At 37.0% G+C, this 25,941-nt stretch carries 20 protein-coding genes; all 20 read left to right on the top strand.

Annotated features, from left to right (window positions below; translation table 11 throughout):
• The first annotated feature begins 122 nt into the window (after positions 1 to 122).
• The 20 genes from NQ488_09100 (at position 123) to NQ488_09005 (ending at position 25,917) form a co-directional block, all read left to right on the top strand.
• Positions 123 to 1,136, top strand: coding sequence for a radical SAM/SPASM domain-containing protein (locus NQ488_09100; GenBank protein UWN94740.1), 1,014 nt, complete (start codon positions 123 to 125; stop codon positions 1,134 to 1,136).
• Positions 1,137 to 1,163: 27 nt separating this feature from the next.
• Positions 1,164 to 2,465, top strand: a complete 1,302-nt coding sequence (gene aepX / locus NQ488_09095; protein UWN94739.1) for a phosphoenolpyruvate mutase — start codon at positions 1,164 to 1,166, stop codon at positions 2,463 to 2,465.
• Between the two features lie 5 nt (positions 2,466 to 2,470).
• Complete coding sequence (locus NQ488_09090; protein UWN94738.1) at positions 2,471 to 2,896, top strand: adenylyltransferase/cytidyltransferase family protein; 426 nt, start codon at positions 2,471 to 2,473, stop codon at positions 2,894 to 2,896.
• Between the two features lie 2 nt (positions 2,897 to 2,898).
• The gene (gene aepY, locus NQ488_09085; protein ID UWN94737.1) at positions 2,899 to 4,038 is read left to right on the top strand and encodes a phosphonopyruvate decarboxylase; all 1,140 of its coding nucleotides are present in this window, start codon (positions 2,899 to 2,901) and stop codon (positions 4,036 to 4,038) included.
• A gap of 136 nt (positions 4,039 to 4,174) precedes the next feature.
• On the top strand, positions 4,175 to 6,241 hold the full coding sequence (locus NQ488_09080; protein ID UWN94736.1) for a hypothetical protein: 2,067 nt from the start codon (positions 4,175 to 4,177) through the stop codon (positions 6,239 to 6,241).
• A gap of 114 nt (positions 6,242 to 6,355) precedes the next feature.
• Complete coding sequence (locus NQ488_09075) at positions 6,356 to 7,417, top strand: hypothetical protein (GenBank protein UWN94735.1); 1,062 nt, start codon at positions 6,356 to 6,358, stop codon at positions 7,415 to 7,417.
• A gap of 42 nt (positions 7,418 to 7,459) precedes the next feature.
• The gene (locus NQ488_09070) at positions 7,460 to 8,686 is read left to right on the top strand and encodes a radical SAM protein (GenBank protein UWN94734.1); all 1,227 of its coding nucleotides are present in this window, start codon (positions 7,460 to 7,462) and stop codon (positions 8,684 to 8,686) included.
• Between the two features lie 47 nt (positions 8,687 to 8,733).
• On the top strand, positions 8,734 to 10,962 hold the full coding sequence (locus NQ488_09065; protein ID UWN94733.1) for a LicD family protein: 2,229 nt from the start codon (positions 8,734 to 8,736) through the stop codon (positions 10,960 to 10,962).
• A 20-nt stretch (positions 10,963 to 10,982) separates the two neighbouring features.
• Positions 10,983 to 12,794, top strand: coding sequence for a methyltransferase domain-containing protein (locus tag NQ488_09060; GenBank protein UWN94732.1), 1,812 nt, complete (start codon positions 10,983 to 10,985; stop codon positions 12,792 to 12,794).
• On the top strand, positions 12,791 to 13,894 hold the full coding sequence (gene wecB / locus NQ488_09055; protein UWN97136.1) for a UDP-N-acetylglucosamine 2-epimerase (non-hydrolyzing): 1,104 nt from the start codon (positions 12,791 to 12,793) through the stop codon (positions 13,892 to 13,894). The genes NQ488_09060 and wecB overlap by 4 nt, the downstream gene beginning before the upstream one ends.
• Before the next feature lie 2 nt (positions 13,895 to 13,896).
• Entirely contained in the window at positions 13,897 to 14,997 is a 1,101-nt protein-coding gene (locus NQ488_09050; protein ID UWN94731.1) for a glycosyltransferase family 2 protein, read from the top strand.
• Between the two features lie 50 nt (positions 14,998 to 15,047).
• Positions 15,048 to 16,133 (top strand): radical SAM protein, encoded by a 1,086-nt coding sequence (locus tag NQ488_09045; protein ID UWN94730.1) that lies wholly within the window; start codon positions 15,048 to 15,050, stop codon positions 16,131 to 16,133.
• Positions 16,134 to 16,135: 2 nt separating this feature from the next.
• Positions 16,136 to 17,341 carry a glycosyltransferase gene (locus NQ488_09040; protein UWN94729.1) on the top strand — a complete coding sequence of 402 codons (1,206 nt, stop codon included), beginning with the start codon at positions 16,136 to 16,138 and terminating at the stop codon, positions 17,339 to 17,341.
• 30 nt (positions 17,342 to 17,371) lie between these two features.
• The gene (locus tag NQ488_09035; protein ID UWN94728.1) at positions 17,372 to 18,514 is read left to right on the top strand and encodes a hypothetical protein; all 1,143 of its coding nucleotides are present in this window, start codon (positions 17,372 to 17,374) and stop codon (positions 18,512 to 18,514) included.
• Positions 18,507 to 19,670, top strand: a complete 1,164-nt coding sequence (locus tag NQ488_09030; protein UWN94727.1) for a glycosyltransferase — start codon at positions 18,507 to 18,509, stop codon at positions 19,668 to 19,670. Before NQ488_09035 ends, NQ488_09030 begins: the two co-directional genes overlap by 8 nt.
• Positions 19,670 to 21,070 (top strand): LicD family protein, encoded by a 1,401-nt coding sequence (locus tag NQ488_09025; GenBank protein ID UWN94726.1) that lies wholly within the window; start codon positions 19,670 to 19,672, stop codon positions 21,068 to 21,070. Before NQ488_09030 ends, NQ488_09025 begins: the two co-directional genes overlap by 1 nt.
• A 48-nt stretch (positions 21,071 to 21,118) precedes the next feature.
• Entirely contained in the window at positions 21,119 to 21,793 is a 675-nt protein-coding gene (locus tag NQ488_09020) for a ribulose-phosphate 3-epimerase (protein UWN94725.1), read from the top strand.
• A complete protein-coding gene (locus NQ488_09015) occupies positions 21,790 to 22,521 on the top strand; it encodes a 2-C-methyl-D-erythritol 4-phosphate cytidylyltransferase (protein ID UWN94724.1) in 732 nt (243 codons plus the stop codon). The genes NQ488_09020 and NQ488_09015 overlap by 4 nt, the downstream gene beginning before the upstream one ends.
• A gap of 1 nt (position 22,522) precedes the next feature.
• Positions 22,523 to 23,632, top strand: a complete 1,110-nt coding sequence (locus tag NQ488_09010) for a galactitol-1-phosphate 5-dehydrogenase (protein ID UWN94723.1) — start codon at positions 22,523 to 22,525, stop codon at positions 23,630 to 23,632.
• Positions 23,633 to 23,640: 8 nt separating this feature from the next.
• Entirely contained in the window at positions 23,641 to 25,917 is a 2,277-nt protein-coding gene (locus NQ488_09005) for a LicD family protein (GenBank protein ID UWN94722.1), read from the top strand.
• Positions 25,918 to 25,941: the final 24 nt, after the last annotated feature.

Raw genomic sequence — 25,941 nt, 5'->3', positions numbered from 1 at the left:
AATGATTAATGGGGATGAAGTATAATAAATTTATATGTCATGGGTATAATAATGCGCATATTGTTCCGATATAATACATATTCCAAATAAATTTAGTTTATTTGCAAAGGAGATTAACAATTATGAATTTACAGGAAAGAGTTCTTTTGAAAAAAGCCAACAGGGATGAGCTTTATTGTCTTGAGCCTCCATTCCCGACAACTAATTTCCTTATAGAGACATCCAATGCATGTAACCATGCATGCATATTCTGTGCTCATCAGAAGATGAAGCGTAAGATAGGAAAGATTAACACGGAGTTTGTATTTGACATACTTAAGCAGGCGTATGACCTGGGTACAAGAGAAGTCGGATTCTATGCAACCGGAGAGCCATTTCTGGTACCTGAGCTCCCTGATTATATAAGAAAGGCAAAGGAGATAGGCTACACATATGTTTATCTCACATCCAACGGGGCACTTGCTACTCCGGAGAGAATACGGGCAGTCATTGATGCCGGACTTGACAGCATAAAGTTTTCAATTAATGCACCTGAGAGAAAAATGTATGCATTTATACATGGTAAAGATGATTTTGACACTGTTTTAGAGCACCTGAAGTATCTTAATCAATACAGAAAAGAATCCGGCAGAAATTATAAGATTTTTGTAACCGGAATCCTTACAAGATATACAGAAAACATGAAAGATATGTATTTTGATGTATTTAAGGGACTGGCGGACGAGATAGTATTCAAAAACGTATACAATCAGGGCGGATATATGCCTGAAATAGATACGCTCCTAAGATGTACATATGACAATGAGGAATACAGAAGATGTAATCTTCCTTTTGATGCGATATCAGTCACATGCGAAGGCTACCTGTCAGTTGAGAATGCAGATTTTGAAAATATGCTTGTAGTAGCTGATCTTAATAAAGTATCACTTAAGGACGGATGGTATGGCGAAAAAATGAAGAAGATACGTCAGGCATTTATTGATGACAAACTTGAAGGAACACTCTGTGACGGATGCGTACACCACAGATTCAGTGAAGCAAAACCTCTGACACCTGAACTTGCAACAGATAATCCGGATATATTTTCTGACAGACTGGTAAGGGAGAGACTTAAGAAGGCAGGATACATAGATTAGGAACACAGAGCGGAAGAGGAGATAGCGATGAAAAAAGTATACATGAGTTTCAGCTCGGATTTTCTTCATTACGGTCATATTGAATTAATGAAGAAAGCAGCCGCAATGGGTGAGCTAATAATAGGTGTACTGAGTGATGATGTAATAGCCTGTTACAAAAAACCACCGCTGGTATCATTTGAAAACAGATGCAAGCTTTTTGAAGATTTCGGTTTTGTTACACGGGTCATAAAAAAGGATGAACTGAGTTATAGAAAGATATTAGAAGAGTATCATCCTGATATAATCGTACATGGGGATGACTGGAAGACTGGTCCAAAAGCGTCAGTGAGAACTGAACTGATAGAACTGTTGAAAGAATATGGAGGAGAGCTTGTTGAATTTCCATATAATGTTGAAAACAGCGTCAACCTGGTAGAGGATGTGTTTACCGGAAGACTGTCAATGCCGGAGATAAGGCGTGGCATGCTTAAACGTCTGATGAGACTAAAGCCATACATACGTGTGATGGAGGCACATGATGGAATAACAGGACTTATTGTTGAAAATGCAGCATATGAATCGGAACATGGCCGTGTGGAATATGATGCAATGTGGGAATCAAGTCTGTGTGATTCAACATCAAGAGGCAAACCGGATATAGAACTTATTGACTGGTCAGACCGTATAGCGAGAATCAATGAGATAATGGAGGTGACGACAAAGCCGATTATAGTTGATGGTGATACAGGTGGGCAGACAGAACATTTTATATATGTTGTTCAGACGCTGGAAAGGATAGGCGTATCGGCAGTTATAATAGAAGACAAGACCGGAACGAAGAGAAATTCACTGTTTGGAACAGATGTAAAACAGACTCAGGATGAACCGGAGCATTTCGCAGATAAGATAAGGGCAGCAAAAAAAGTACTGCGTACCGGTGACTTCATGATAATAGCAAGAATAGAGAGTCTTATACTGAAAAAAGGTGTGGATGATGCTGTTGAAAGGGCAAGATGTTATGTCAGAGGGGGAGCCGATGGGATAATGATCCATTCGAAGGAGAAAACACCGGATGAAGTATATGAATTCTGTGAAAGATTCAGAAAGGAATTTCCGGATGTACCGATAGTTGTTGTCCCGACAACATATAACAATATACCTGAAAGAGAGCTTGCAGAACACGGAATAAATGTAATCATACATGCAAACCACCTGATAAGAAGTGCATTTCCGGCCATGGAAAAGACCGCTGTAGAGATACTTAAAAACGGATGCTCGCAGTGTGTTGATGATGCATGTATGCCTATAAAGAAGGTTATAAGCTTCATACCGGTAAAAGGAGAATGATAAAAATGGAGAAAAAAGCAAAGCTTGTTTATGTACCTATGGCAGTAGATATAGTACATCCCGGACATATCAACATAATAAAGAAGGCATCAGAGCTTGGGGAAGTTATGGTAGGGCTTTTTACTGATGAAGCAATTGCATCATATAAGAATCCTCCATATATGGATTATGAGATGCGCAAGACAGTCATTGAGAATGTAAAGGGAGTGAGCTGTGTTGTGCCACAGTCCACCAGAGACTATGAGCCGAACCTGCGTAAGTATAAGCCTGATTATATGGTACACGGAACAGACTGGCGTGAGGGACCGCTTGCTGATGTAAGGGCAAAGGCAATAGATGTAATGGCAGAATGGGGCGGTAAGATAGTTGAACCCGAATATACAAAGGGTGTTTCGTCATCAATGATTAAGAAGAAGATAAGAGAGCAGTAAGTATGGATGTAAAGGAATTTTTAAACATAATAGGTTCAGAGTTCTACACAGGTGTCCCGGATTCGCTGCTCAGACCGGTCTGTGATTACCTTATTGATACATATGGCACATCAGGAAAGCATATAATAGCAGCTAATGAGGGAAATGCCGTGGCAATTGCGGCGGGATATTACATGGCGACAGGCAAAGCGGCAGTTGTCTATATGCAGAACAGCGGAATCGGTAATACGATAAATCCGGTTGCATCCCTTCTTAGCAGCGATGTTTATGCTATTCCATGCATTTTTATTGTAGGATGGAGAGGTGAGCCGGGAATTAAGGATGAACCGCAGCATTTATATCAGGGAAAAGTCACGGACAGGCTTCTGGAAGATATGGATATAGCAGCATATCATTTAAAAAAAGATACATCATACGATGAACTTTGCATGCAGATGTCCGCTTTCCGTACACTGCTTGAAAAAGGGAAGAGCGTAGCTTTTATCGTGAGCAAAGGAGCGCTTTCATATGAGAATAAGACAGAGTACCATAACAACAGCACAATAACAAGGGAATCTGTCATTAAGTTAGTTACGGAAGCTTCAGACGAAGATGTAATAGTTTCAACAACAGGAAAAGCAAGCAGGGAGCTGTTTGAAATAAGGGAGCATAATGGTCAGGGACACCAAAAAGATTTTCTTACGGTCGGCTCAATGGGGCACAGCAGCTCAATAGCACTTGGAATTGCTGTTAACAGACCTGAAAGAAAAGTGTGGTGTATTGACGGAGATGGCGCAGTAATAATGCATATGGGTTCCATGGCAGTTATAGGGAATGTATGTCCGCAAAACTTTGTGCATATAGTGATTAACAATTCAGCACACGAGTCGGTAGGCGGAATGCCAACAGCAGCATCTACAATGAATCTTTGCCAGATAGCAATGGGATGTGGTTACAAAGAGGCGTATACTGCAGAGACGGAAAAAGAATTAAGAAACTGTCTTATGGAAGCAGCAAAATCAAACCAGCTTACATTTATAGAGGTAAAGACCGCAATAGGGTCCAGAAAGGATCTTGGAAGACCGACAACAACACCAAAAGAAAATCTGAAAGAGTTTATGGAGAATATGAAAAATCAGATATGCGGACATGGAAGTCGATAATTATTTTAACAAAGGTAAATTGAAATCCTGTGTGATTGCGCACATGATTTTTTATTATATATTTTAATGATTTGAATGACAGATTATATTATAAGTAATTTAAAAATGCTGAACTTACATATAGGAGAATAGAGTTATGATTAGATTAATCGATTGTGATGTTTTTTCAGCTGATAAAACGGATATTACAAGAGGAAAACTATTTACATTTTTTTTGAATGGTCATATTAAGGATCTCATGGTGGTATATTCAGATGGATTATATGAAGGCGTAATCAGTTATAAAAAGCTACTGAATACATCAAGTGAAAGTGTAGATGATATTATTGAAAAAAGAAAATATATTTGCGAGCAGGATGATTACAATTTGTTTGCAAATTTAAAAGAGATGTTTAAGAATGCGGAAGATTCATTGATAACACTTATGGATAAAGACGGACAGATATTGTATTTCGCATATGATGATGATACATCAGCGTACTATGATATTGAGCTTGTTATGAAGGAGCTGGAAAATAATAAAAGTGAAGAAGAAATTTTTGATGAGGGGGTATTTGAAGGGGCAGCAATGGTGAGAATGCAGGATTTAAATGAGTATGCATTCAGGTTTTACAATATTTTAAAAATTAGAAAAATTCCAGTTGAAGTACATGGCGAGGCATGGGGAGTATTATTTCCAAAAATGTGTGAAAAATACCAGAACATTCCTAATAGTAATGTGTTTAAAATTTATGCAGACGGCGTAAGCAGGACAGGATTAAGCGAATCGAGTGATGTTAGAAATCAATGGATTTTCATTTCGGAGATAGGGCAGAGAAAGCACAATAAGCTTACGGAGATATATAGAAAAAAATTTGAGAAAAAAGGGATTAAGTGCCTGACTGCTTATTTTCCTCATAGAGCTGGGGGATATAATACTATAGAAGAATTGTATAGGGAAAAACGTATATGTATAGACATGCCTAAGTGGAACGGAGCACATGTAAAAGAGCAGATAGAAAGTGTATATGGCAGAAAGATAGATGAAACAGAATGGAAAAAACTTGCAACTGAAAGAAATAAAGATGCTAGATATGTATATGATATAGAAAGTAAAATCTGTTTTGGCACAGCAAAAAATAAGGTATATATGATTGGACCATGTATTGTGCAGGGTGCTACGGCAGCTTCTCTGGACGAATCGTTGGGAGATTGCCTGAATGGTGAGATTAGAAGGCTGTCGGATGAATATGCAGTTGAGGGAAGAACGTGCGGATTATATTCTTTTGCAGAATATGAGAAAATTCTAAAATCTTTAACAGTAACAGAAAATGATATTATCATTTTAATAGACAGATTGAATTCTTGGAATAAACAAAATGTTACAAAAGATGTATTGATTGATGATATTCTGGCACAAAGAAAGTGTGATTGGTTTTATGATATGCCGTTACATACTAATTATGTTGGAAATAGAGAAATAAGCAGGTCTGTTTGTAGAGACTATCTGGCACAGATGATAAAAAATCCAAAGAAAAAACCGCAATATCTACAGGCAGGGCAGCTGAAACTGGAAAAAGATGCGGAACAAACCCTGAATGCATATATAGAGCAGATACGGAGCAAAATTGCGAAAGATGGGATGAAAATTGGTTCTATTGTTATGAATTGTAATCCAATGACTAATGGACATCTTTATCTGATAGACGCAGCGAGAAAAATGGTGGATTTATTATATATATTCATTGTAGAAGAAGATAAATCAGATTTTAAATTTCGTGATCGGTTGACATTGGTGAAGAATGAAACATCTCAAATGGAAAATGTCGCTGTTGTTCCGTCTGGTAAGTATGTACTTTCATTTATGACGATGCCGCTCTATTTTCACAAGCAGGAAAAAAGACAGGCACTATTGGATGCATCCAATGACCTCAGACTGTTTGGTAATTATATTGCACCTGAATTAGGAATTACAATGCGGTTTGTGGGGGAAGAACCTATAGACATGGTAACCAGACAATATAATGAAGCAATGAAAAATATGTTGCCAATGTACGGAGTTTCTGTAACTGAAATTCCAAGGTTACAACAGGATGGAAAAATAGTGAGTGCCTCAATGGTCAGAGATTATTTAAAAGAAGGTAATATGGAGCAGATAAAGAATATAGTACCACAGGGAGTATACGAATATTTATGTAAGAATGCAGATTCCTATAGAAAGTGATGGAAAATTTGCATAATAAAATTGTTGAGTGATATAAATTGACGGTATTATGTTATTTAGAATGATGAACTGAAAAATGAGAGAGTTGAGAAATTCAGATTAAGAGGCGAATCGATGACAGAAAATGAGATTTTACAGGTGTGGGGATATGACTTTTGTATAATTGATAATTATGCATATATATTTCATGGATTAATTAATGCATTATTTAAAGTGGATTTAGAAGATGGCACAATATCTTATCTTAATACCATTGAATATGATGCATCATGTGAGAAATCGTTGTATTCATCAATGGTAAAGTGGAAAGAGAAAATATACTTAGTTCCATACAATGCAAGTGCAATGGTATGCTATGATATTAAATCAAATACATATAGAAGTGTTATGGAGAAAGAGTTTAAAATCCTTGATACATTTGGAAAAGGAAGATATGTTTATCTGCAGCCAATGGCAGCATGTAATCCGATATTAAAATTTGATCTAGAGTCTGAAAAAGTTGTGGAAGAAGTAATTGTTAATAATGATTATGATAGTTACTTGGGAATTTCTATAAATGACAACTGCTACATGGAAAATGGGAGATATGCGGTTATTATTACGCCTATAAATACAATATGTATTATAGATTCTAATAATGGTGAAGTCTCGAAAATAAGTATACAAAATACACATGATATATATGCCTCAATTGAATATTATGATGGATACATATATGTAATGGGTAGTAAAGAATATACAATTGCAAAAATTGACCCGCGCAGTGGTGAAATTATAAAAGTTTATAAGATGTTCAACCAATATGGAAGACTTATTGGAAGAATATCAGATGAGATAATAGTGGATATGGCTTACAGTGAAAAAATATATAGATTTAACTGTATTAGCGGAACAATAAAAGATGTAATCTATGACAGTAGGAGAAAAGGATATTCCTGCAGATACTACTGGTATTGCTATGGTAAACTTAAAAAAAATAATAATGTAAGTTATTATTTTAATAGGTATAATTGCAGTTTAGTATGCAATTTCTTAACGTCGGATGAAATAACACATAAACTTATTACATCGGATGAGGACTATGAAATAATAAAAAAATATATTGTTAATGACAAGAACATATATAAAAACGAAGATGAACTGGTTAGCTTAGAAGACTATTTAAAATATTTGTAAAAAACATAGCTTGTGGAAATAGCGTCAGAGGGAGAAATTTGTATGAAAATAGTATTTGGTGCAGGTGAAGTAGCAAAAGAATATATAAAGAACAATTACAGCAGTAGTATTGTGTGTTATGATAATGATAGGAGAAAATGGGGAAAGAAAGTAATTGATGATGTAGAAATAATTACACTTGATGAGCTGTTGAAGATAATAGAATGTAATGATTGCGAGATAATTGTGACGCCTAAGAGTGATACGGCTTTGTATTTCTTAAAGGACGTCTGCAAGAATGATGATAAAGTATATAGATATGCAGATGGTAGCCTTGATAAGATTGAGTTGGATAATTTACCAGAGTATTCTGTCGATATAAATGCAATTGAGTCAGAACGTATAAAAAGATATGAACTTATAAAAGATACATTTAAAAGAAATGGTGACATAGTGGCTTATAATCATGCATGTGAATATTTAGAGTATAAAAGAAATAATATATTAGCACCTGAATTAGGTGGAATTGAGCTTACTAATAATTGTAATCTGAGGTGCAAAAACTGCCCTACTCCAACTTGTAAAAGAGAAAAAGGGTATATGGGGGATGCAGTTTTTAATGAAGCGTTTAAGTATATATCACCAGATCAGGATTCTTATTTTTCGATGCATGGATTGGGAGAGCCATTATTACATCCTAAAATATTCGAGTATCTTGACAGAGTTACATCAATTAAAAGACCAGTGATATTAAGCACTAATGGATTGTTGCTTGATGATACTAATATTGATAGTATTATGAATACTCTTAATAAGACATCAAAAAGTCGGTTCTATATATCATTTCATTCAGAAAAATCTGTAAAAAATTGGATAAAGTGTGTTGATTGGATGACTGAACACAAGGAGAACAGGATAGAGTTATTTGGGCAGGTCCTTGAACATAATAAAGATGAAGCACTTAGATGGCTTAGGAATTGTGGAATAAGTAATCCCTGTGATAATAAATATATAAGATTCATTACATCGCATTCGTTTGCAGGTAATGTTTCAGCAAGAAGACATGAATATTCCGATATTGAAGTGAATAACAGGTTTAAAAATTGCTATTATGTTAATAGCAACATTATTCTTATGGCATGGGATGGAAGATTTAAATCATGTTGCCTTGACTCGGAGGTTTGTGCGGACAGAGGCAGTATCTATGATATTAAAAACATAAGATGCAGTACACATCCTTACAAATTATGTCATACATGTGATCCGGATTGGACAAGCAATTTCCAATAACATTATGATACTTAAATGGATATGATTTGATATAAAGAGGTAATTAAATGCAATATATTGTATTTGGATGTGGAACTATAGGTGAAAGAGCACTTAGAGAACTTAAAAAGAAGAACGTGTACTGCTTTTGTGATAATTCGAATTCGAAAGTTGGAAGTAATTACTTCGGGAAAAGAATAATAAGCTTCACAGAGTTGAAAGTTATTTATAAGGATTATCTGATTGTATGTGCTTTGAACCAGACAAATTATAATCAGGTTGAACTTCAGCTGTGTAATGCCGGAATATATAATTTTTTATCATTTGATATGTGGAAATTTGCTGTCATAAACTATGGTAAAAAATATAATATTAATAATGTGTTATCTGATGCTTCAAAAGTCGGATACATAAAATCCGAATATTACAAGTGCAAATGCATGCAAAGTGATAGAAGAATCGAGTATCTTTGCAGTCATACAGATGTTAAGTTATTTAGACCTGCGGATGGCTATATGAGGATTAGACAGAAATTATTGCTTGAATTTGCATATGAATTTATCGAAGAGATAAGCGGTACGCTAGGTATTCATCCATTTCTTGTAACAGGTAATTTGCTTGGAACATTCAGATATAATGGATTTATACCATGGGATGATGATTTTGATTTTGGCTTATTGAGGGACGAATACGAAAAGCTTTTTCAATATGCAAAGACCCATTATCATGTTTGTATATGTGAAGATTCTGAAATAAATATACAGAAATGGGTAGATGATTGTACAAAGAAATATGCAGGAGAATATATATTGTTTATATATAACGATGTTATTCAGATCTCTAAAGGAACATCTGCATTAGACAGGGTGATGGCTGATTTCTTTGCGTACGATTATTATGATGATGAGTTGGAATTTGACCAATTTATGGCTTACGCAATGGAAATACAGAAAAATTTAAACACACTTTCAGATAAAAGTATATTACAAAAGTATAAGTATATTCGCAGTTGTATACACGAGAAGGATTATACGGCAGTTAAATCGTCAAAGGTCTATTTTGGACTGGATAATTTTGAAGTTTTTGATAAAAATTTTAATGATGATTGGATGAATAGCAATATAATATTTCCGTTAACAAAGAGAAGATTCGAGGATAAAGAATTTTGGACACCTAATAACATGGAAAAGTTTCTGGAATATGAATATAGAGACTATAACGCATATCCGGATGATGTGGGAGAAAATCCGCATGATTATTGGGATGAGTATATTGAAGATAATTATATTAATGTTGAATTTTATCTGGTTGATGCATTTGAAATATATCATTTCGCTCCATATTATGAAGAGTTTAGAAAGAGAGGTGTTAATGCGGTTTTTGTCGCAGAAAAGTGTGAGTATAACACAAGTGGAGAATGGTTTGATTATAAAGAAGCAGTAAAGATATTGAATAGATGTGGATACAGATATAAAAATATTTGTAATCGTAATGCACAAATAGCCATGACTACACAGGATGCCAAAGTATTAAGCAAATATGCCGACAATACTTATAAAGTACATCTGAATTATGGCGTAGGATTTATAAAGAACCATTATTCATTGTCTGAAAGAACACTTGAAGGATTTGACGCTTGTATAGTGCATGGAGAATATCAGAAAGAAAAACTGGGGCAGTTGAAGGCAGACACTAAAATAATGATAGGAGGATATCCAAAGCACTACTACTATAAAATTCCGGATCAGGATGAGATGAAAAATGAATTAGGTATAAATACAGAAAAGAAAATACTTGTATATTTTCCAACATGGGATGAGGATTGCGGAATCATAAAATTCGGAAAACAGATAGCAAAACTAAAGAATCAGTATTTCATAATAATAAAGCTGCATCACGTTTTATCGAGAGATTTCAGTAATCCGGCGAGAAAAATGGCATATGAAATAGCAGATATGGTTTTGGATGGAAATTATGATTTCGAAAAAGCAACTGCTTTGGCTGATTTCATACTATCAGACGCAAAATCAGGTGCAACATTAGAATCTTTATATTTGAATCAGCAGACTCCGGCTGCTTTTTTAAGCGTGAGGGAGAACATAAATGAGTGGTATTATCCAGAAATATCAATGGCTGCACCTGTAATAAGTAATCCAGACAGGCTGAATGAAGTGATAGAAAATTATAAATTGTCTGATTTTATTGAATCGAGAAAGAATGTAATATTAAGGTGTTATGGAAAAAGTAATTATCCATATTTTAAAGATAACGTAAGTGATTTGTTACAGGTTATTTAAATTATAATTTGGTGATGGAGATGAAGAAATACATACTATTTGGAGCGGGCTATTATGCGACGGTTGCAATAAGCCTGCTCGGTAAAGAGAATATAGAATTTATTATGGATAATAACCGGGATAAAGCCGGAAGTTCTGTTGAGGGAATCGCTGTATATCCATATTGTGAAAAGAAAAGCCAATGTGGTCATTATACAATTGTGATTTCAGTATCCGACAGGTATTGTCCGCAGATAGAAGAGCAGCTGAAAAAAGATGGATTCAAGAATTTTTTAACGGTTGGAAGGATACAGTCAGAGCAGACAAGAAAGAAAATAGAAGGCCGGTTTGATAACATATCTGTTTATAAAAAAGCGATAGGCTGGATTAAGAATAATTCTGTAGATGGACAGGCTATTATCTGTAATACAGGCAAGAGAAAGGGTTATCCTGAGGTTACGGGATATTATATACCGACACTCATAAGGTGGGGATACAGAGACATTGCCACCGGATATGCAGACTGGCTTATCAGTATCCAGAAGCCGGATGGTTCATGGTATGATACTGATAATGTATCACCGTATATATTTGATACGGCACAGATACTTAAAGGTCTGATAGCTATAAGAGAGATATATAATGATAAAAATAAGATCGATTCAGCGATAGTAATGGGTATAGATTGGATACTAAGCTGTATGACAGAAGAGGGGAGACTGATAACTCCCGATATGACATGCTGGGGGGATGACAGCAGCACATGTTCAGAACTGATTCATATGTATTGCCTGAGTCCTATAGCAGATGCCGGAAGAATCTTTAACAGAACAGATTATACTGATAAAGCTAAGCAGATCCTTGAATATTATAAGAATAATTATTATGACAGGATAATGAATTTCAGCCTGCTGTCGCATTTCTATGCATATGTAATGGAGGCTCTTATTGATATGGGTGAGAGTGACATGGCAAGAGCGGCAATGGACAGGATTGCGAAGATTCAGAAAAAGTCTGGAGCTGTACCGGCATATAACAATGTTGACTGGGTATGTTCTACCGGATTATTCCAGTTTGCACTTGTATGGTTCAGACTGGGGGATATGGAACACGGATTAAAAGCCTTTAATTATGCATGCCGGCTGCAGAATGCGTCAGGTGGATGGTTTGGCAGCTATCTGTCAGAAGATAACTGCGATGAGCAGAATGATTATTTTCCAGGTGAGGAGATAAGCTGGGCAAATAAATATTTTCTGGATGCATTGTATTATAAAAATGCTGCGGAATTTAATGGGTGTGCATCAGAGTTTATGGACAAAATTTCAAAGAATGATGAAAGATATACATTTGTCAGGGATGCTGTTGCAAAGGCAGGCAAAGGAAGCAGGATACTTGATGTGGGATGTGGCAAGGGAAGATATATCAGAAATCTTTTACAGGATATGCCTTTTAACAGATATTCAGGAGCAGATATATCTAAAAATGTAATGAAATGGCTTGATGGAAGTAATGTTGAATGCCGTGAAGGAACTTTAACTTCTATTCCATATAATGATGCAGCATTTGATGTTACATATACATGTGAAGCATTGGAACATGCAATTGACATTGAAAGTGCAATAAAGGAAATGTCACGTGTAACCAGACCTGAAGGATATGTTATAGTGATTGATAAAAACAAAGCAAGCTACGGAGCGTTAGAAATAGGAGACTGGGAGCAGTGGCCTGATGAGTCATATTTAAAGTCTGTCATGGAGCAATACTGTTACAATGTAGAGGTTAAACATGGACTTGTTTATGAAAATATGAATTGTCCTGACTTGTTTTCAGCCTGGATAGGAATCGTACGATAATGAAAGTGATGACAGTGTTTGGAACCAGACCTGAAGCAATTAAGATGTGTCCGGTAATCCGGGAATTGAAAAGACAACCGAATATCAGCTGCAAGGTGTGTCTCACAGGACAGCATGAAGAGATGCTTAATCAGGTTATGGAAAGTTTTCATATTAATGCTGATTATAATCTGCATGTTATGACACAGGGGCAGACACTTGCACTGGTTTCTGGGAAAATAATGGAAAAGCTCACACGTGTGTATAATACAGAAAGACCGGATATTGTGCTTGTGCATGGAGATACTACAAGCTCATATATAGCTGCACTATGCGCATTTTATCTTCATATACCTGTAGGACATGTTGAGGCAGGACTGAGAACATATAATATGCAGTCACCATTTCCAGAGGAGTTTAACCGAAGAAGCATAGACCTTATTGCTGAAATCTATTTTGCACCGACTGAACTGGCAAAGAAGAATCTTCTGGCAGAAAATGTTGACGAGCAGAAGATATTTGTAACAGGCAATACGGCAATTGATGCACTGGGGATGACGATAAAAGAAAGTTACAGCAATGAAGACCTTGAGTGGGCGTCAGGCAGCAGGATGCTTCTTATGACAGCACACAGACGCGAGAATATCGGTGAACCGATGGTGAGGATGTTTGGTGCGGTCCGCAAGATAGTTGATGAGTACAAAGATGTTAAAGTGATATATCCTGTGCATAAAAATCCGGAAGTCCGTAAAATTGCAGATGATGTATTAGGCGGCTGTGAACGAATCAGAATTATTGAACCGCTTGATGTTATTGATTTTCATAATTATATGAAGCACAGCTATCTTATATTGACAGACAGCGGAGGAATACAGGAAGAAGCACCATCATTAGGAATACCGGTGCTTGTCATGCGTGATGCCACAGAGCGTCCTGAAGGAGTTGAAGCTGGAACACTTAAGATAGTCGGTACAAAAGAAAAATCAATAAAAAATGCAGTGCATAAGTTACTTGATGATAAATCCGAATATGATAAGATGAGTAATGCTGTTAATCCGTATGGAGACGGTCATGCTTCTGAAAGAATAGTAAGAATATTAACCGAAAGGTTTGGAGACTGATAATGCCTAAAGTATCAATTGTGCTTCCTACATACAACGGAGAAAAGTATATAAAAGAATCTATAGAAAGTATATTGAGCCAGACGCTGACAGATTGGGAGCTGATTATTGTTAATGACTGTTCTAAAGATACAACAGCATCAATAATATCAGAATATGCGTCTGAGGATGACCGAATAAAGATAATTACAAATGAACAGAATCAGAAGCTCCCGGAGTCCCTGAACCTCGGTTTCAGACAGGCCTGTGGGGAATATCTTACATGGACATCAGACGATAATATGTACAAACCGCAGGCACTTAAGACTATGGCAGATTATCTGGACAGTAATCAGGAATGTCCTATGGTGTGCACTGCTATGGATGTTATTGATGCTGATGGCGTGTATTTATATACAATGACTGACTATAGTGATGAAAAAATGCTTTACACTAATTGCGTTGGAGCATGTTTCATGTATAGGTATGAGGTGATGAAAAAAATAGGCGATTATGACAATGATAAGTTCTTGGTAGAAGATTATGACTATTGGCTAAGAATATTTTTTAATTATGGAAAAATAGATTTTATAGATAAAAATATCTATAAGTACAGAATACATGAGCAGAGTTTGACAAAACAGAGAAAATTGCAGATTAGTATGCAGCTTATGAAAATGAGAAAGCAATATTTGGATAATATAATTAATATGTGCAATAATGAAAAATATATATTATGCAGTATATATTGTGATTTTATGCTGGAAGAATGTTTGGACAATGTATCAAGAAATAAACTTATAAAAGCAGTGCCAGAGGTAAATGCGATATGTGAAGGTGTGCCGTCAGAACAGATTGTTATATATGGGGCAGGAAATATAGGGAAAAAAGCTTATGCATTATATAAAGACAGTGTTTTGTATTATGCAGATCAAAATCCCTTATTATACGGCAAAAAAATTAATGGTGTGGAAGTTATCCTGCCGGATAAAATATCAGAAATACAAAGCAAATTTGATATAGTAATAGCATTGAGCACAGATAAAATATATAGTGCTATAAAACAGCTTGAAAAATATAATGTGAAAAAGTATTTATATAAAGACATAAATAAGCAATACTAAGGCTATAAAAGTATTGTTGAAAAATATTTTATTATGGAGTAGAAATAAATATGGATATAGGATATGTCTTTTGGGGTGCAGGCAGTCAGGGCGCTTTGGCAGCAGATGTATTTGAAGCTTGTCACTCAAAGGATGAAGGTATATATGGTTATATAGATAATCATAGAACCGGAGCTTTCAAAGGATACGGTATTGTAAGCTGCGATAGCTGCACAGCTCACAAATTAGTTATAACAGTTGATAATTCGCAGTTAATAACTGATATACTGTCAAAAGCAAGAAACATTGGATATGAATATATATATTGGTTTACAGGTGTAAGAAATAAAGAAACAGGAAATTTTTTAGATGATTATTGCGTGGATTGTAGCGGATGGGGAAGTTTGATTTTACCGCAGGCAGAGATACATGTTGTGGATTACTGCAATCTGAATTGCAGAGGATGTACGCATTTTTCGCCTATTTTTGAAAAAGTATTACCGGATACTGCAGGCAGACTAAAAGATATTGAGATATTGAAGAGTAAATTCTCTCATATTGTAAAGTTTTTTCTGCTTGGTGGAGAGCCATTTCTTAATCCGGATATTAATACATATATAACAGAGACACGCAGACTTCTTCCGGATACAATGATACAGATAGTTACAAACGGATTGCTGATTCCTAAGCTTGATGCAGGAATTTTGAAGACATTACATGACAATGACATCGTGGTTAGTATTTCAGAATATTTGCCAACACATAAGATTATTAACCAGATAATCAGGAAACTTGAAGAAAATAGCATAAGATATATAATACGTTCTTTTGATTCTAAGATGGTGTTTAATAAACCACTATCTTTAGCAGCAGATAGTAAGTATGAAAAAAAATGTATATCCAATGGCTGCGTTAATATATGGAATGGTAAAATCGCAAGATGCCCTACATTGATGTATATAGAGCGCTTTAATAAAGTATTTGGGACAAGACTTCCTGATATTGGAATATATGATTTGAATGAACTTGATGGAGAAAGAATATTAGAGATAATCAGCGAGACAGTGCCTTTGTGTGGACACTGTGTAAGTAATGACATTGAATGGGGAAGATGCGGAACTACACCGGAGCTTGAAGACTTTGCAGAAAGAGACTGATTATGAATAGAGATAAAGTAATATTAAGTATAGTAGTTGCAGCATATAATTCGGAGAATACGATTAGAAGATGTATTGACAGTATACTTAATCAGAAGTTTACGGATTTTGAACTTATTATTGTTAATGACGGGTCAACAGATAATACACCTGTAATATGCGCAGAATATGAAAGAAGAGATTCAAGGGTAAAAGTGATATCACAGGTGAATATGGGACTGATTTCTGCACGCAAGTCAGGTGTAGAGAATTCATGCGGAAATGTTATAGGATTTGTTGACAGTGATGATTGGATTGACAGCAATATGTATCAGGAGTTAATCCATATATATAATAAATATAACTGTCAGCTTGTATCATCAGGAATTTTTCGTGAATTTGAAGATGACAGATATACAGAGGAGTATGTTGACAATTATTCAGAAGGACTTTATTGCAATATACGGGAACAGATTTATCCAAGCATGCTATGGAATGATGAATGTTCAGATTATGGGGTGTATTGTACTCTTGTAAATAAAATATATAAAAAATCGATACTGCTAGATATTTATAAAAATATTGATACAAGAGTCTTTTATGGTGAGGACTGCCTGACTCTATATTCATATATGATGCAGATATCAAGTGTATATATATTAAGAAAGTCTTTTTACCATTATGTAATAAAAAATAATTCAATGTGCAGGAGCAGGGATGAGAGACTTCTTAGTAATACATATCATTTATATAATGGCTTGAAAAAGGCGTTTACAGGATATGGTGATCTGACATATGTGCTGTTACGTCAGCTTCGCAGATATATAATGGATGTTGAAAGCCATACATTGCGTATATTATATGGAATTAATACGCAGTCAATGGGCTCATGGAAGTTTGAATATCCTGAACTTGCATGTAAGGATGTAATATTGTATGGAGCAGGTGGAGCAGGTGTGCCGCTCTACAGATTCCTTACAGAAACATGTAACTGTAAGGTGGTTGCGTGGCTGGACAGGGAGCCTGAGGGAAAAGACATGGAATGCCTTCATAGTATAGAATCTGCAGATAAGATAATTAATTACAAATATGATTATATAGTTATAGGCGTGGAGGGAGAAAATCTTGCAAAAAGCATAAAGCAGGATATATGTACAAAATATAACGTGGACACGGATAAAGTTATTTGGAGAAAACCTGAGCACACATCAGTATTTGCTTGTATATAAAGAGCATATGATTATTGGAGCAGAATGATAATGTTAAATCTTTGTGATATTAAGTTTGAGCTTTTGAAAGATTACATAATTGGCAATAATTACAAAATAGCCATATACGGAGCCGGCATGATAGGCCGGACAATAATGCCGGACTATCTGATGAGACATGGATTGGATGAAAACCTGTTGTTCTATGTGGACGCGGATACAAGAAAGCAAAAGCAGAAAGTTATTGTTGGATTGCGCCAATACAATATCTGTGCTCCTGAGGTGCTTAATAATATCGGACACGATACAATTATTCTTATTACGAACAGTAATTACAGCCCGGTGCTTCACACACTTGATGCAATGGAGTCACTTGATGGAATCAAAGCTGTGATAGTGCCTGTTATAATGGCAGAGGGAGTTAAAGACAGGGCGGCAGCTGGGGGCGGAACAGATGTAATAAGAGATTACACTGATGAGCTTATTCCAAAAGTTATTAATTACTGCTGGTTTTCGGGCAGAAAGATGCCTGATTATCTCAAAAGATGCATTGACAGCTGGAGCAGGATATGCCCTGATTATGAGATAAAGCGCTGGGATGAGAGTAATTATGATGTCAATAAGAATGAATATATGAGACAGGCATATGAAGAAGGCAGGTGGGGATTTGTGCCGGACTATGCGAGGCTTGATATACTTTATAATTATGGCGGATTTTATATTGATACAGATGTAGAATTGCTTAAGCCATTAGAACCGTTAAGAAGGCAGGGCGCGTTCTGCGGTGTAGAAAAATGGGGCAATGTTAATATGGGAGGATGCAGCGGTGCAATCCCACACCATCGAATGATTAAGAAGCTGCTTAAGTATCGTGAAGAAGCAGTGTTCAGATATGAAGATGGCTCACTGAATCCGGATACGTGCGGAGTATATGAGACAGCTCCATTTATTGCAATGGGAATGTCTGCAGATAATACATGTCAGAGAATCAACGAAATGACGGTGTTTTCATCAGAATATTTTCATCCTTATGATTATATGAGTGGTGAAAATGTCATTACGGAAAATACATTTTCAATACACCATTTTAATGGAGGGTGGCTTGATGATAAAAGAAAAGAAGAACGAAAAAAGACTGTAGGGGAATATAATAATATTTTAAAAAGAATATATGGACAAGCAGATTATGAATGATATTTTAATCAGTGTAATTATTCCTGTCTATAATGCAGAAGAATACATTGCAAGAGCATTGGAAAGTGTGTTGAACCAGACATATGAAAAACTTGATATAATAGTGGTTGATGATGGGTCAGACGATAACAGCCTTGATATATGCAAAAGGTATGCAGCATGTGATAAAAGAATTAAGCTTTTGCATAAGCAGAATGGTGGACAGGCGTCAGCACGTACGTATGGGATTAAGAGAGCTTGTGGAGATTATATAACATTTTTAGATGCAGATGATTATATAGATGTGGAAACATATGCAAACATTATAAAAAAGACAGATATTAGAATGCCGGATGTTATTGCCTATAATCTTATAGAAGAAGATAATGAGCCCGTAATTAAAAAGAATAAATTTCCTGAAAAATATTATGATTATGAGGAGATGCAAAAAGACGTATTTCCATACATGCTGTGTATGGAAAATTTTTTTGAATTTGGAATTCTTCCAAATCTTGTATGTAAATTCATAAAATCGGAGCTGATAAAGCGGGCAGATGTTAAGGTGAATGATGTTGTAAGGTTCGGAGAAGATGCTGATGCATGTTACCGGTACATAGCAAAAGCCGAGTCAATACAGTTCTTGGATTATGCACCATATCATTACATTAAGCATGAAAATACAATGGTCAGCGGCAATATGAGTATTCAAAGTATAAAGTGCCTTTATTCAGACCTTATTGATGCATTTGATAATGCTTCAATTGGGGATATAATGCATAACCAGCTTATTGATTATATAAGTTTTGTAACGCTTCTCAAATGCCCGGAAGAAATAATGGATCATACAGGAATTTTTAAAAAAAAGATTGCTTTGTATGGGGCGGGCGGATTTGGAATGGCGCTTTACGGCAGATATAAAGAATCAATCGTATGTGTGGCGGACAGTAATTATGAAAAATATAAATCCAGTACTGCTGTACATGTAATATCAATAGAACAGCTTGCTGATATGCAGAATGAATTTGACATTGTATTTATTGCAGTCCTTAATAACGATATATGTAAGAAAATAGAAGAGCAGCTTATAAGTAAGGGAGTAAAGAAAAAAATAGTTTACTTCAGGAGGAATTATGCTGCTGGATTATATGAAAGATTGATTGGCACACAGGAGATTTAATGAGAAAAATAATACTTTTCGGTACGGGCAAATATGGATTGGAGGCACTGGATTATTTCGGAAGTGATAATGTTGCCTTTTTTGCAGATAACAACGTAAATATACAGGGAAGCTTCATAAGAGACATAGAGGTTATTGCACCTTCGAGGCTTAATGGTTATGCAGATAATGCAATAATTGTGCTTGCTGCCGGTTATTCGATATGTACCCAGATGGAATACCAGCTAAAGAGTATGGAAATTGAAAAATACGTAGTATACAGATATTTAAGAGAGCATCTTGCACCGGAGGGGAATAAGACATCTAAGGATTTTATGGATGAATTTCAGACTGATGCGGGAATATACAGGCTTATGTATCTTTATGCAGATAATTTACATAAATGTTCAGAGGAAAGAATAGAATTTTTCATGCGCACGGCAGATGTCAGAGGAGTTAAGCCTGCTGGAGGAAGACTTAGAATAAGACAGACGGAATTACTGGATGCAACATTAAAGGTAAAGAATCTGGCTGAATCAATCGGTATACATCTTATGCTGGGCGAGGGCAACCTTATTGGGGCAGTGCGCAATGGAGGATTTGTACCATGGGATGACGACATGGATTTACTGCTGATGCGGGATGATTATAAAAGGCTTATAGATTATTGTAATCTAAATGGCATGCTGTATGTATCATCTTCATTAGAGATGAATCAGAATGATAATTACAGGGAAACTGTCCGGAAAATGTATGATGAAAATAAAGAAATATTATTCACACTTAACGGCAGTTTTCTCGCAGCGTATGTAAAGAGCAGTAATGGCAGCAGTTATCCGTATATTGTCGACATTTTCCCATTGGATTATTATAATGAAAGCTGTACGTATGATGATCTTAGAAAATACGTTAATGAGTGTTCTGTATATTGCAGGAAAAGCATGATGAGCTTTAAGGAAAGAATAGAATATAATGACAGGATAGCGCATGACGGAGGATTTGTATCAGAAGTACCTACAGGAAGAATAGGATACGGAATAGAGACATTTTTTGTTGTCAGTGCGTGCAGCGGTTTCTGCAGGGCAGATGCTGTATTGCCTGTAACAGGAATATCTTTTGAAGGACATGATTTTGCAGCGCCTTCTAAGCCGGAAGAATTTCTTAAGATGGAGTATGGTGACATATACAGGTGGCCATTAGATGCAGGGCAGACGGCACATGGAACCGGAAGGCATTATATTCAGTATAGGCATTTTGATAATCCGGTATACATAGCATGCCTGCAGGATATGAGTGATATACATGATAGGACAGGGAACACAATAATAGTTGAAAAATATAAAATAAAAGATATAGCTGAATATTTTGCAATTATTGATAAGCTTGAGGAAGAAGAGAGTAATTACTATGTATATTCATAAAATCACATGCTATAATACCACTATAATAAACAGAATCGAGATAACCATATGCAATTTGAATTAACAGCATCCATGATGTGCGCTGATTACGGGCATCTGGAAAGAGAAATAAGAGAACTGGAGATGGGCGGCATAGACTCATTTCATATAGATATTATGGATGGACGATATGTGCCTAATTTTGCAATGTCACTTAATGATATGAGATACATAGCGGGGGCAACGGACAAGCCTTTGGATGTGCACCTTATGATTGAACATCCTAATACACACATAGGGCTGTTTCTTAAGAATCTGCGCAGGGGAGATACGGTGTACATCCATCCTGAAGCAGAATATCATCCTTCAACGACGTTGCAGACAATTATCGATGCAGGAATGATTCCGGGAATAGCAATTAATCCAGGAACATCAGTTGAGACGGTGTTTGAGATGCTGCGTATTGTAAAAAAGGTACTTGTTATGTCCGTCAATCCGGGGAATGCAGGTCAGATGTATCTGCCGTATGTAGGGCATAAGATAGACAAACTCCTTTCCTTAAAAGAAGACATGGATTTTGAGATGTACTGGGATGGAGCATGCAGCGCACAGAGAATTACGGAGTTTGCACCAAAAGGCATGAAAGGTTTTGTGCTCGGAACCACGCTGCTGTTTGGAAAGGACAGGCCATACAAAGATATAATAGAAGATATACGCAATCTAAGATTCAGGGGACAGTTATGAATATTGCACTTATATTATCGGGCGGACGTGGTCTGCGGCTTGGTGCAGATATACCAAAGCAGTATATAGAGGCTGGCGGACGTACAATTATTTCATACTGCATAGAAACGATTGCAGAAAGCAGTTATATAGATGCTGTTCAGATTGTTGCAGATGATATGTGGCATGACAGGATAAGAAAAGACATTGATTATTATGATGACAGTCATAAGTTCAGAGGATTCACAGAACCGGGACAGACACGTCAGCTTTCAATATTCAATGGACTTGAAAGCATACGAAAGTATGCAGATGACTCGGATGTTGTATTTATTCACGATGCAGCAAGACCGTGCCTGAGTGGTGAACTGATAGAAAGCTGTGTGAGCAGACTTACAGGCGGCAATAATAATGAAGCAGCGGAATATGACGGAGTGCTTCCGGTTCTGCCAATGAAGGATACCATATACATGAGTAATGATGGAATGCATGTAGATTCACTGCTTGACAGAAGTACACTTTTTGCGGGGCAGGCACCGGAACTGTTCAGATTAGGCAGATATTATGAAGCCAATAAAGCACTGCTGCCTGACAGAATATATTCGATAAATGGTTCCACGGAGCCGGCTGTTATTGCCGGAATGAATATAGCAGTGATTCCGGGAGATGAGAACAACTATAAGATTACAACTAATGCAGATCTTGAAAGATTTATAACAGCAATTAATGCGGGTAAGAACGGAGATTAGTATGAAAGCATGGGTGCTTCATGATACAGATGACATAAGATATGAGGATGTGGATATGCCACGGCTAAGAGACGGAGAGGTGCTTGTTAAAGTTATGGCAGCGGGAATATGCGGTTCGGATATTCCACGTATATATAAGACCGGTGCACATAGTATGCCGCTTATTCCGGGACATGAATTTGCCGGACGCGTTATTGCTGTGGATAATGGCAGTAATTCTGATTATTGTAATTCTGCGGGAGATGATGGCACGTGGCTTAATAAAAGAGTAGGAATATTCCCTCTTATTCCATGCAGGCAGTGTGTGGCATGCAGAAAAGGAATGTATGAGATGTGCCGCAATTACAGTTATCTTGGCTCAAGATGTAATGGCGGTTTTGCTGAGTACGCGGCAGTTCCGGCAGCTAATCTTATAGAGCTTCCGGATAATGTTTCTTATCAGGACGCAGCAATGCTTGAACCGTCTGCAGTTGCATGTCATGCAATAAGGCGTGTGCTTTCCGGTAATGTGGAAGCAGCTGATGATGTAAGTATTGCCGTCTGCGGACTTGGAACTATTGGCATGCTTATTGTCATGCTTTTGAAAAGCCGCGGATATGACAATATATTTGTAATCGGGAATAAGTCATCACAGAAGGCTATGACAGCAAATCTTGATATTCCGGAAGATAATTTTTATGATATACGGGAAGGAATTTCAAGTGGATGTGATGCAGCTGAGTGGCTGATGGAAAAGACAGATGGCAGCGGAGTTGACGTCTTTTTTGAGTGTGTCGGTAAGAATGAGACAGTTAATTGGGCGGTTAATTCAGCAGCCTGTGGGGGAAGTATATGTTTTGTCGGCAATCCGTATTCAGATATGAATTTTGATAAGCAGACCTATTGGAAGATACTGCGCAATCAGCTTCATGTTACCGGAACATGGAATTCATCATTTACGGGTGACGATGATGATGACTGGCATTATGTCCTTAAGAGTATCGGCAGTGGCAGCATCATGCCATCTAAGCTGATAACGCACAGGTTCAGGATAAATGAACTTGAGAGCGGGCTTAAGATTATGCGTGACAAGTCAGAAGATTATATAAAGATTATGTCTGTTATGAATTAGGAGACGGAATGGATAGATTACCTATTGATTATTTCAGAGATGAGGTACGCAATGGCTTTTTCGTACCGACGGCCATAAAGCAGGCATGGGGCGCGCAGCTTAAGGTGCTTGATGTCATAGATTCGATATGCAGGAAACATAATATCACTTACTTTGCCGATTGGGGAACACTTCTTGGAACTGTAAGGCATGGCGGTTATGTGCCATGGGATGATGACATGGACATATGCATGAAGAGGGCAGACTATGAGAAGTTCAGGCGCGCAGCGGCGAAGGAACTTCCCGGTAATTACTGTCTGCATGATTATGCGCACAAGGAGGATCACTGGCTTTTCCTTGCAAGGGTAGTTAATAATACGAATATATCATATGAACAGAAGCATATGGATGAGTTCTATAATTTTCCATATCTCGTTGGAATAGATATATTTGTGCTTGATTATCTGTACAGGGATGATAGGGATGAGCGCAGAAGATGCGATGAGGTAAAGCATATAATAGCAGTTGCGGATGCCATAGTTAATAATAAGATAAGTAAAGCCGCTGAGGATGCCAACCTTATGGAATTGGAGCGCCTGTATAATGTGAAGTTCAATAAAAATGATGACAGCAGACATCTTGGGATTGCACTGTACCATCTTGCAGAGACACAGATGGCAAGAGTACCGGAATATGAGTCAGACAGTCTTGGACAGATATTTCCATGGATACTTATAGGTAATAGGGGAAGGGATAAAAAGCTTTTTAAAAATATTATCAGGCTTCCGTTTGAGAATACAACAATGCCTGTTCCGGCTGATTACAACTATATGCTTAAGTCAAAGTACGAGCAGTATTTTGTGATAAGAAAAGTCTGGAATGGACATAAATATCCTTTTTTTGAGGCACAGCGCGAAAGTCTTCAGGCAGTTGCGGATTTTAAGCTTCCGAAATTTACATTTGATATAAAGAAACTTCGTAAAAACCGCCCTGCCAGCTCATATAGGAATACTATGCAGGAGACGGTGCGTGAGGCAATGTCAGAGCTTTGCGGAATTGGTGAAGTGCCGGCAGATGCTTCGGTGCTCGTACAGTGCCAGCAGGCAGCAATTGATATTGGCAGCTACATAGAAAAAGTCAAAGGTGAAGATAATCATTCCGGCAGAATCGCGGTAGCTTCAATTGAGCAATATTGTGAGATACTGTTCAGACTTTATAATGCCGTCACACAGCCTGATAATTCCGGCAGATGCGTAACTGAATTACAGGCTTACAAAGAATATGTGTCAGCACTTGGTGATATGAAGTCTGCGGTACAGAGTCAGATTATTGACAGAAAGCTTGTTGCATTTGTCACGGATAATCCACTAAGATGGCAGGAGCTTCAGCCTCTGTATGATTATTATAATAACATTGACAATACTGAAGCCGTTGTTATTCCACTTCCGGTGCTTGCCAAGAATCTGTATGGCGAGGTGGTTTCGGGGCGTGAAGAATGGAGCAATGACAGAAGAGAAGAATATCCTGACGGACTTAATACAGTGGCATGGGACAGTATTGATATGCATATGCTGAAGTTTGATACAATAATAATACAGAATCCATATGATGAATGGAATCCGTATATTACTGTGCCTGCAGCATTTTATTCAGCTAAGCTTATGCAATATACAGACTGTCTTACATATGTAATGCCATGCGGTGTTAATGATTTTACAGAGGCTGATGTTAACGACATGTACGGGCTTAAGTATAGTCTTGCGATGCCGGGGGCTGTATATGCAGACAGAATTATAGTTCATTCGGAAAAGATGAAGAAGCTGTATGCAGAGTATCTTGGGAATTTTGCGGCTGGTACTGATGAAGCTGAATGGTATCGGAAGCTTGTGTGTGATAATGAGCTGTATCAGGACACACAATCCGGAATTGAAGGAACACAGACAGCCGGCCGAAAGAGGCTGTTATACTGCATAGGTGAGAATGAATTTGCTGAAGGAGCAGGTTATGCGCTTGATAATATCAGCAAAAGAATCCGCACAATGGCGGGATATACAGATAAGATGGATATAATTGCATGCACTTATCCATACAGCATTGATGACTGGGATATATGCACCGGGGAACAAAAAGAGAAGTTCCGCAGAATCATTAATGACGCGGAACAATCGGGGAATATATCATTATGTGATTTCAGAAATGTTGATATAAGCAGTATGACAGCTTATTATGGCAGCCCGTCTCCACTTATATGCAGATTTACAGAGCAGCACAAACCGGTTATGATATCTGCGTCGGAGCGTATGTGATGATGGTAAGGATGGCGGTAAGAT

Source organism: [Bacteroides] pectinophilus (genome assembly GCA_025146925.1).
Taxonomy (GTDB): Bacteria; Bacillota; Clostridia; order Lachnospirales; family Lachnospiraceae; genus Bacteroides_F; species Bacteroides_F pectinophilus.
The sequence above is the reverse complement of the archived record's forward strand: the minus strand, read 5'-3'. Positions and strand labels throughout refer to the sequence as shown.

What these genes read in the sequence shown, in the direction of transcription:
- NQ488_09100 (UWN94740.1), top strand. Translation starts at nt 123, where the DNA reads ATGAATTTACAGGAAAGAGTTCTTTTGAAAAAAGCCAACAGGGATGAG.
- aepX (UWN94739.1), top strand. Translation starts at nt 1,164, where the DNA reads ATGAAAAAAGTATACATGAGTTTCAGCTCGGATTTTCTTCATTACGGT.
- NQ488_09090 (UWN94738.1), top strand. Translation starts at nt 2,471, where the DNA reads ATGGAGAAAAAAGCAAAGCTTGTTTATGTACCTATGGCAGTAGATATA.
- aepY (UWN94737.1), top strand. Translation starts at nt 2,899, where the DNA reads ATGGATGTAAAGGAATTTTTAAACATAATAGGTTCAGAGTTCTACACA.
- NQ488_09080 (UWN94736.1), top strand. Translation starts at nt 4,175, where the DNA reads ATGATTAGATTAATCGATTGTGATGTTTTTTCAGCTGATAAAACGGAT.
- NQ488_09075 (UWN94735.1), top strand. Translation starts at nt 6,356, where the DNA reads ATGACAGAAAATGAGATTTTACAGGTGTGGGGATATGACTTTTGTATA.
- NQ488_09070 (UWN94734.1), top strand. Translation starts at nt 7,460, where the DNA reads ATGAAAATAGTATTTGGTGCAGGTGAAGTAGCAAAAGAATATATAAAG.
- NQ488_09065 (UWN94733.1), top strand. Translation starts at nt 8,734, where the DNA reads ATGCAATATATTGTATTTGGATGTGGAACTATAGGTGAAAGAGCACTT.
- NQ488_09060 (UWN94732.1), top strand. Translation starts at nt 10,983, where the DNA reads ATGAAGAAATACATACTATTTGGAGCGGGCTATTATGCGACGGTTGCA.
- NQ488_09050 (UWN94731.1), top strand. Translation starts at nt 13,897, where the DNA reads ATGCCTAAAGTATCAATTGTGCTTCCTACATACAACGGAGAAAAGTAT.
- NQ488_09045 (UWN94730.1), top strand. Translation starts at nt 15,048, where the DNA reads ATGGATATAGGATATGTCTTTTGGGGTGCAGGCAGTCAGGGCGCTTTG.
- NQ488_09040 (UWN94729.1), top strand. Translation starts at nt 16,136, where the DNA reads ATGAATAGAGATAAAGTAATATTAAGTATAGTAGTTGCAGCATATAAT.
- NQ488_09035 (UWN94728.1), top strand. Translation starts at nt 17,372, where the DNA reads ATGTTAAATCTTTGTGATATTAAGTTTGAGCTTTTGAAAGATTACATA.
- NQ488_09030 (UWN94727.1), top strand. Translation starts at nt 18,507, where the DNA reads ATGAATGATATTTTAATCAGTGTAATTATTCCTGTCTATAATGCAGAA.
- NQ488_09025 (UWN94726.1), top strand. Translation starts at nt 19,670, where the DNA reads ATGAGAAAAATAATACTTTTCGGTACGGGCAAATATGGATTGGAGGCA.
- NQ488_09020 (UWN94725.1), top strand. Translation starts at nt 21,119, where the DNA reads ATGCAATTTGAATTAACAGCATCCATGATGTGCGCTGATTACGGGCAT.
- NQ488_09015 (UWN94724.1), top strand. Translation starts at nt 21,790, where the DNA reads ATGAATATTGCACTTATATTATCGGGCGGACGTGGTCTGCGGCTTGGT.
- NQ488_09010 (UWN94723.1), top strand. Translation starts at nt 22,523, where the DNA reads ATGAAAGCATGGGTGCTTCATGATACAGATGACATAAGATATGAGGAT.
- NQ488_09005 (UWN94722.1), top strand. Translation starts at nt 23,641, where the DNA reads ATGGATAGATTACCTATTGATTATTTCAGAGATGAGGTACGCAATGGC.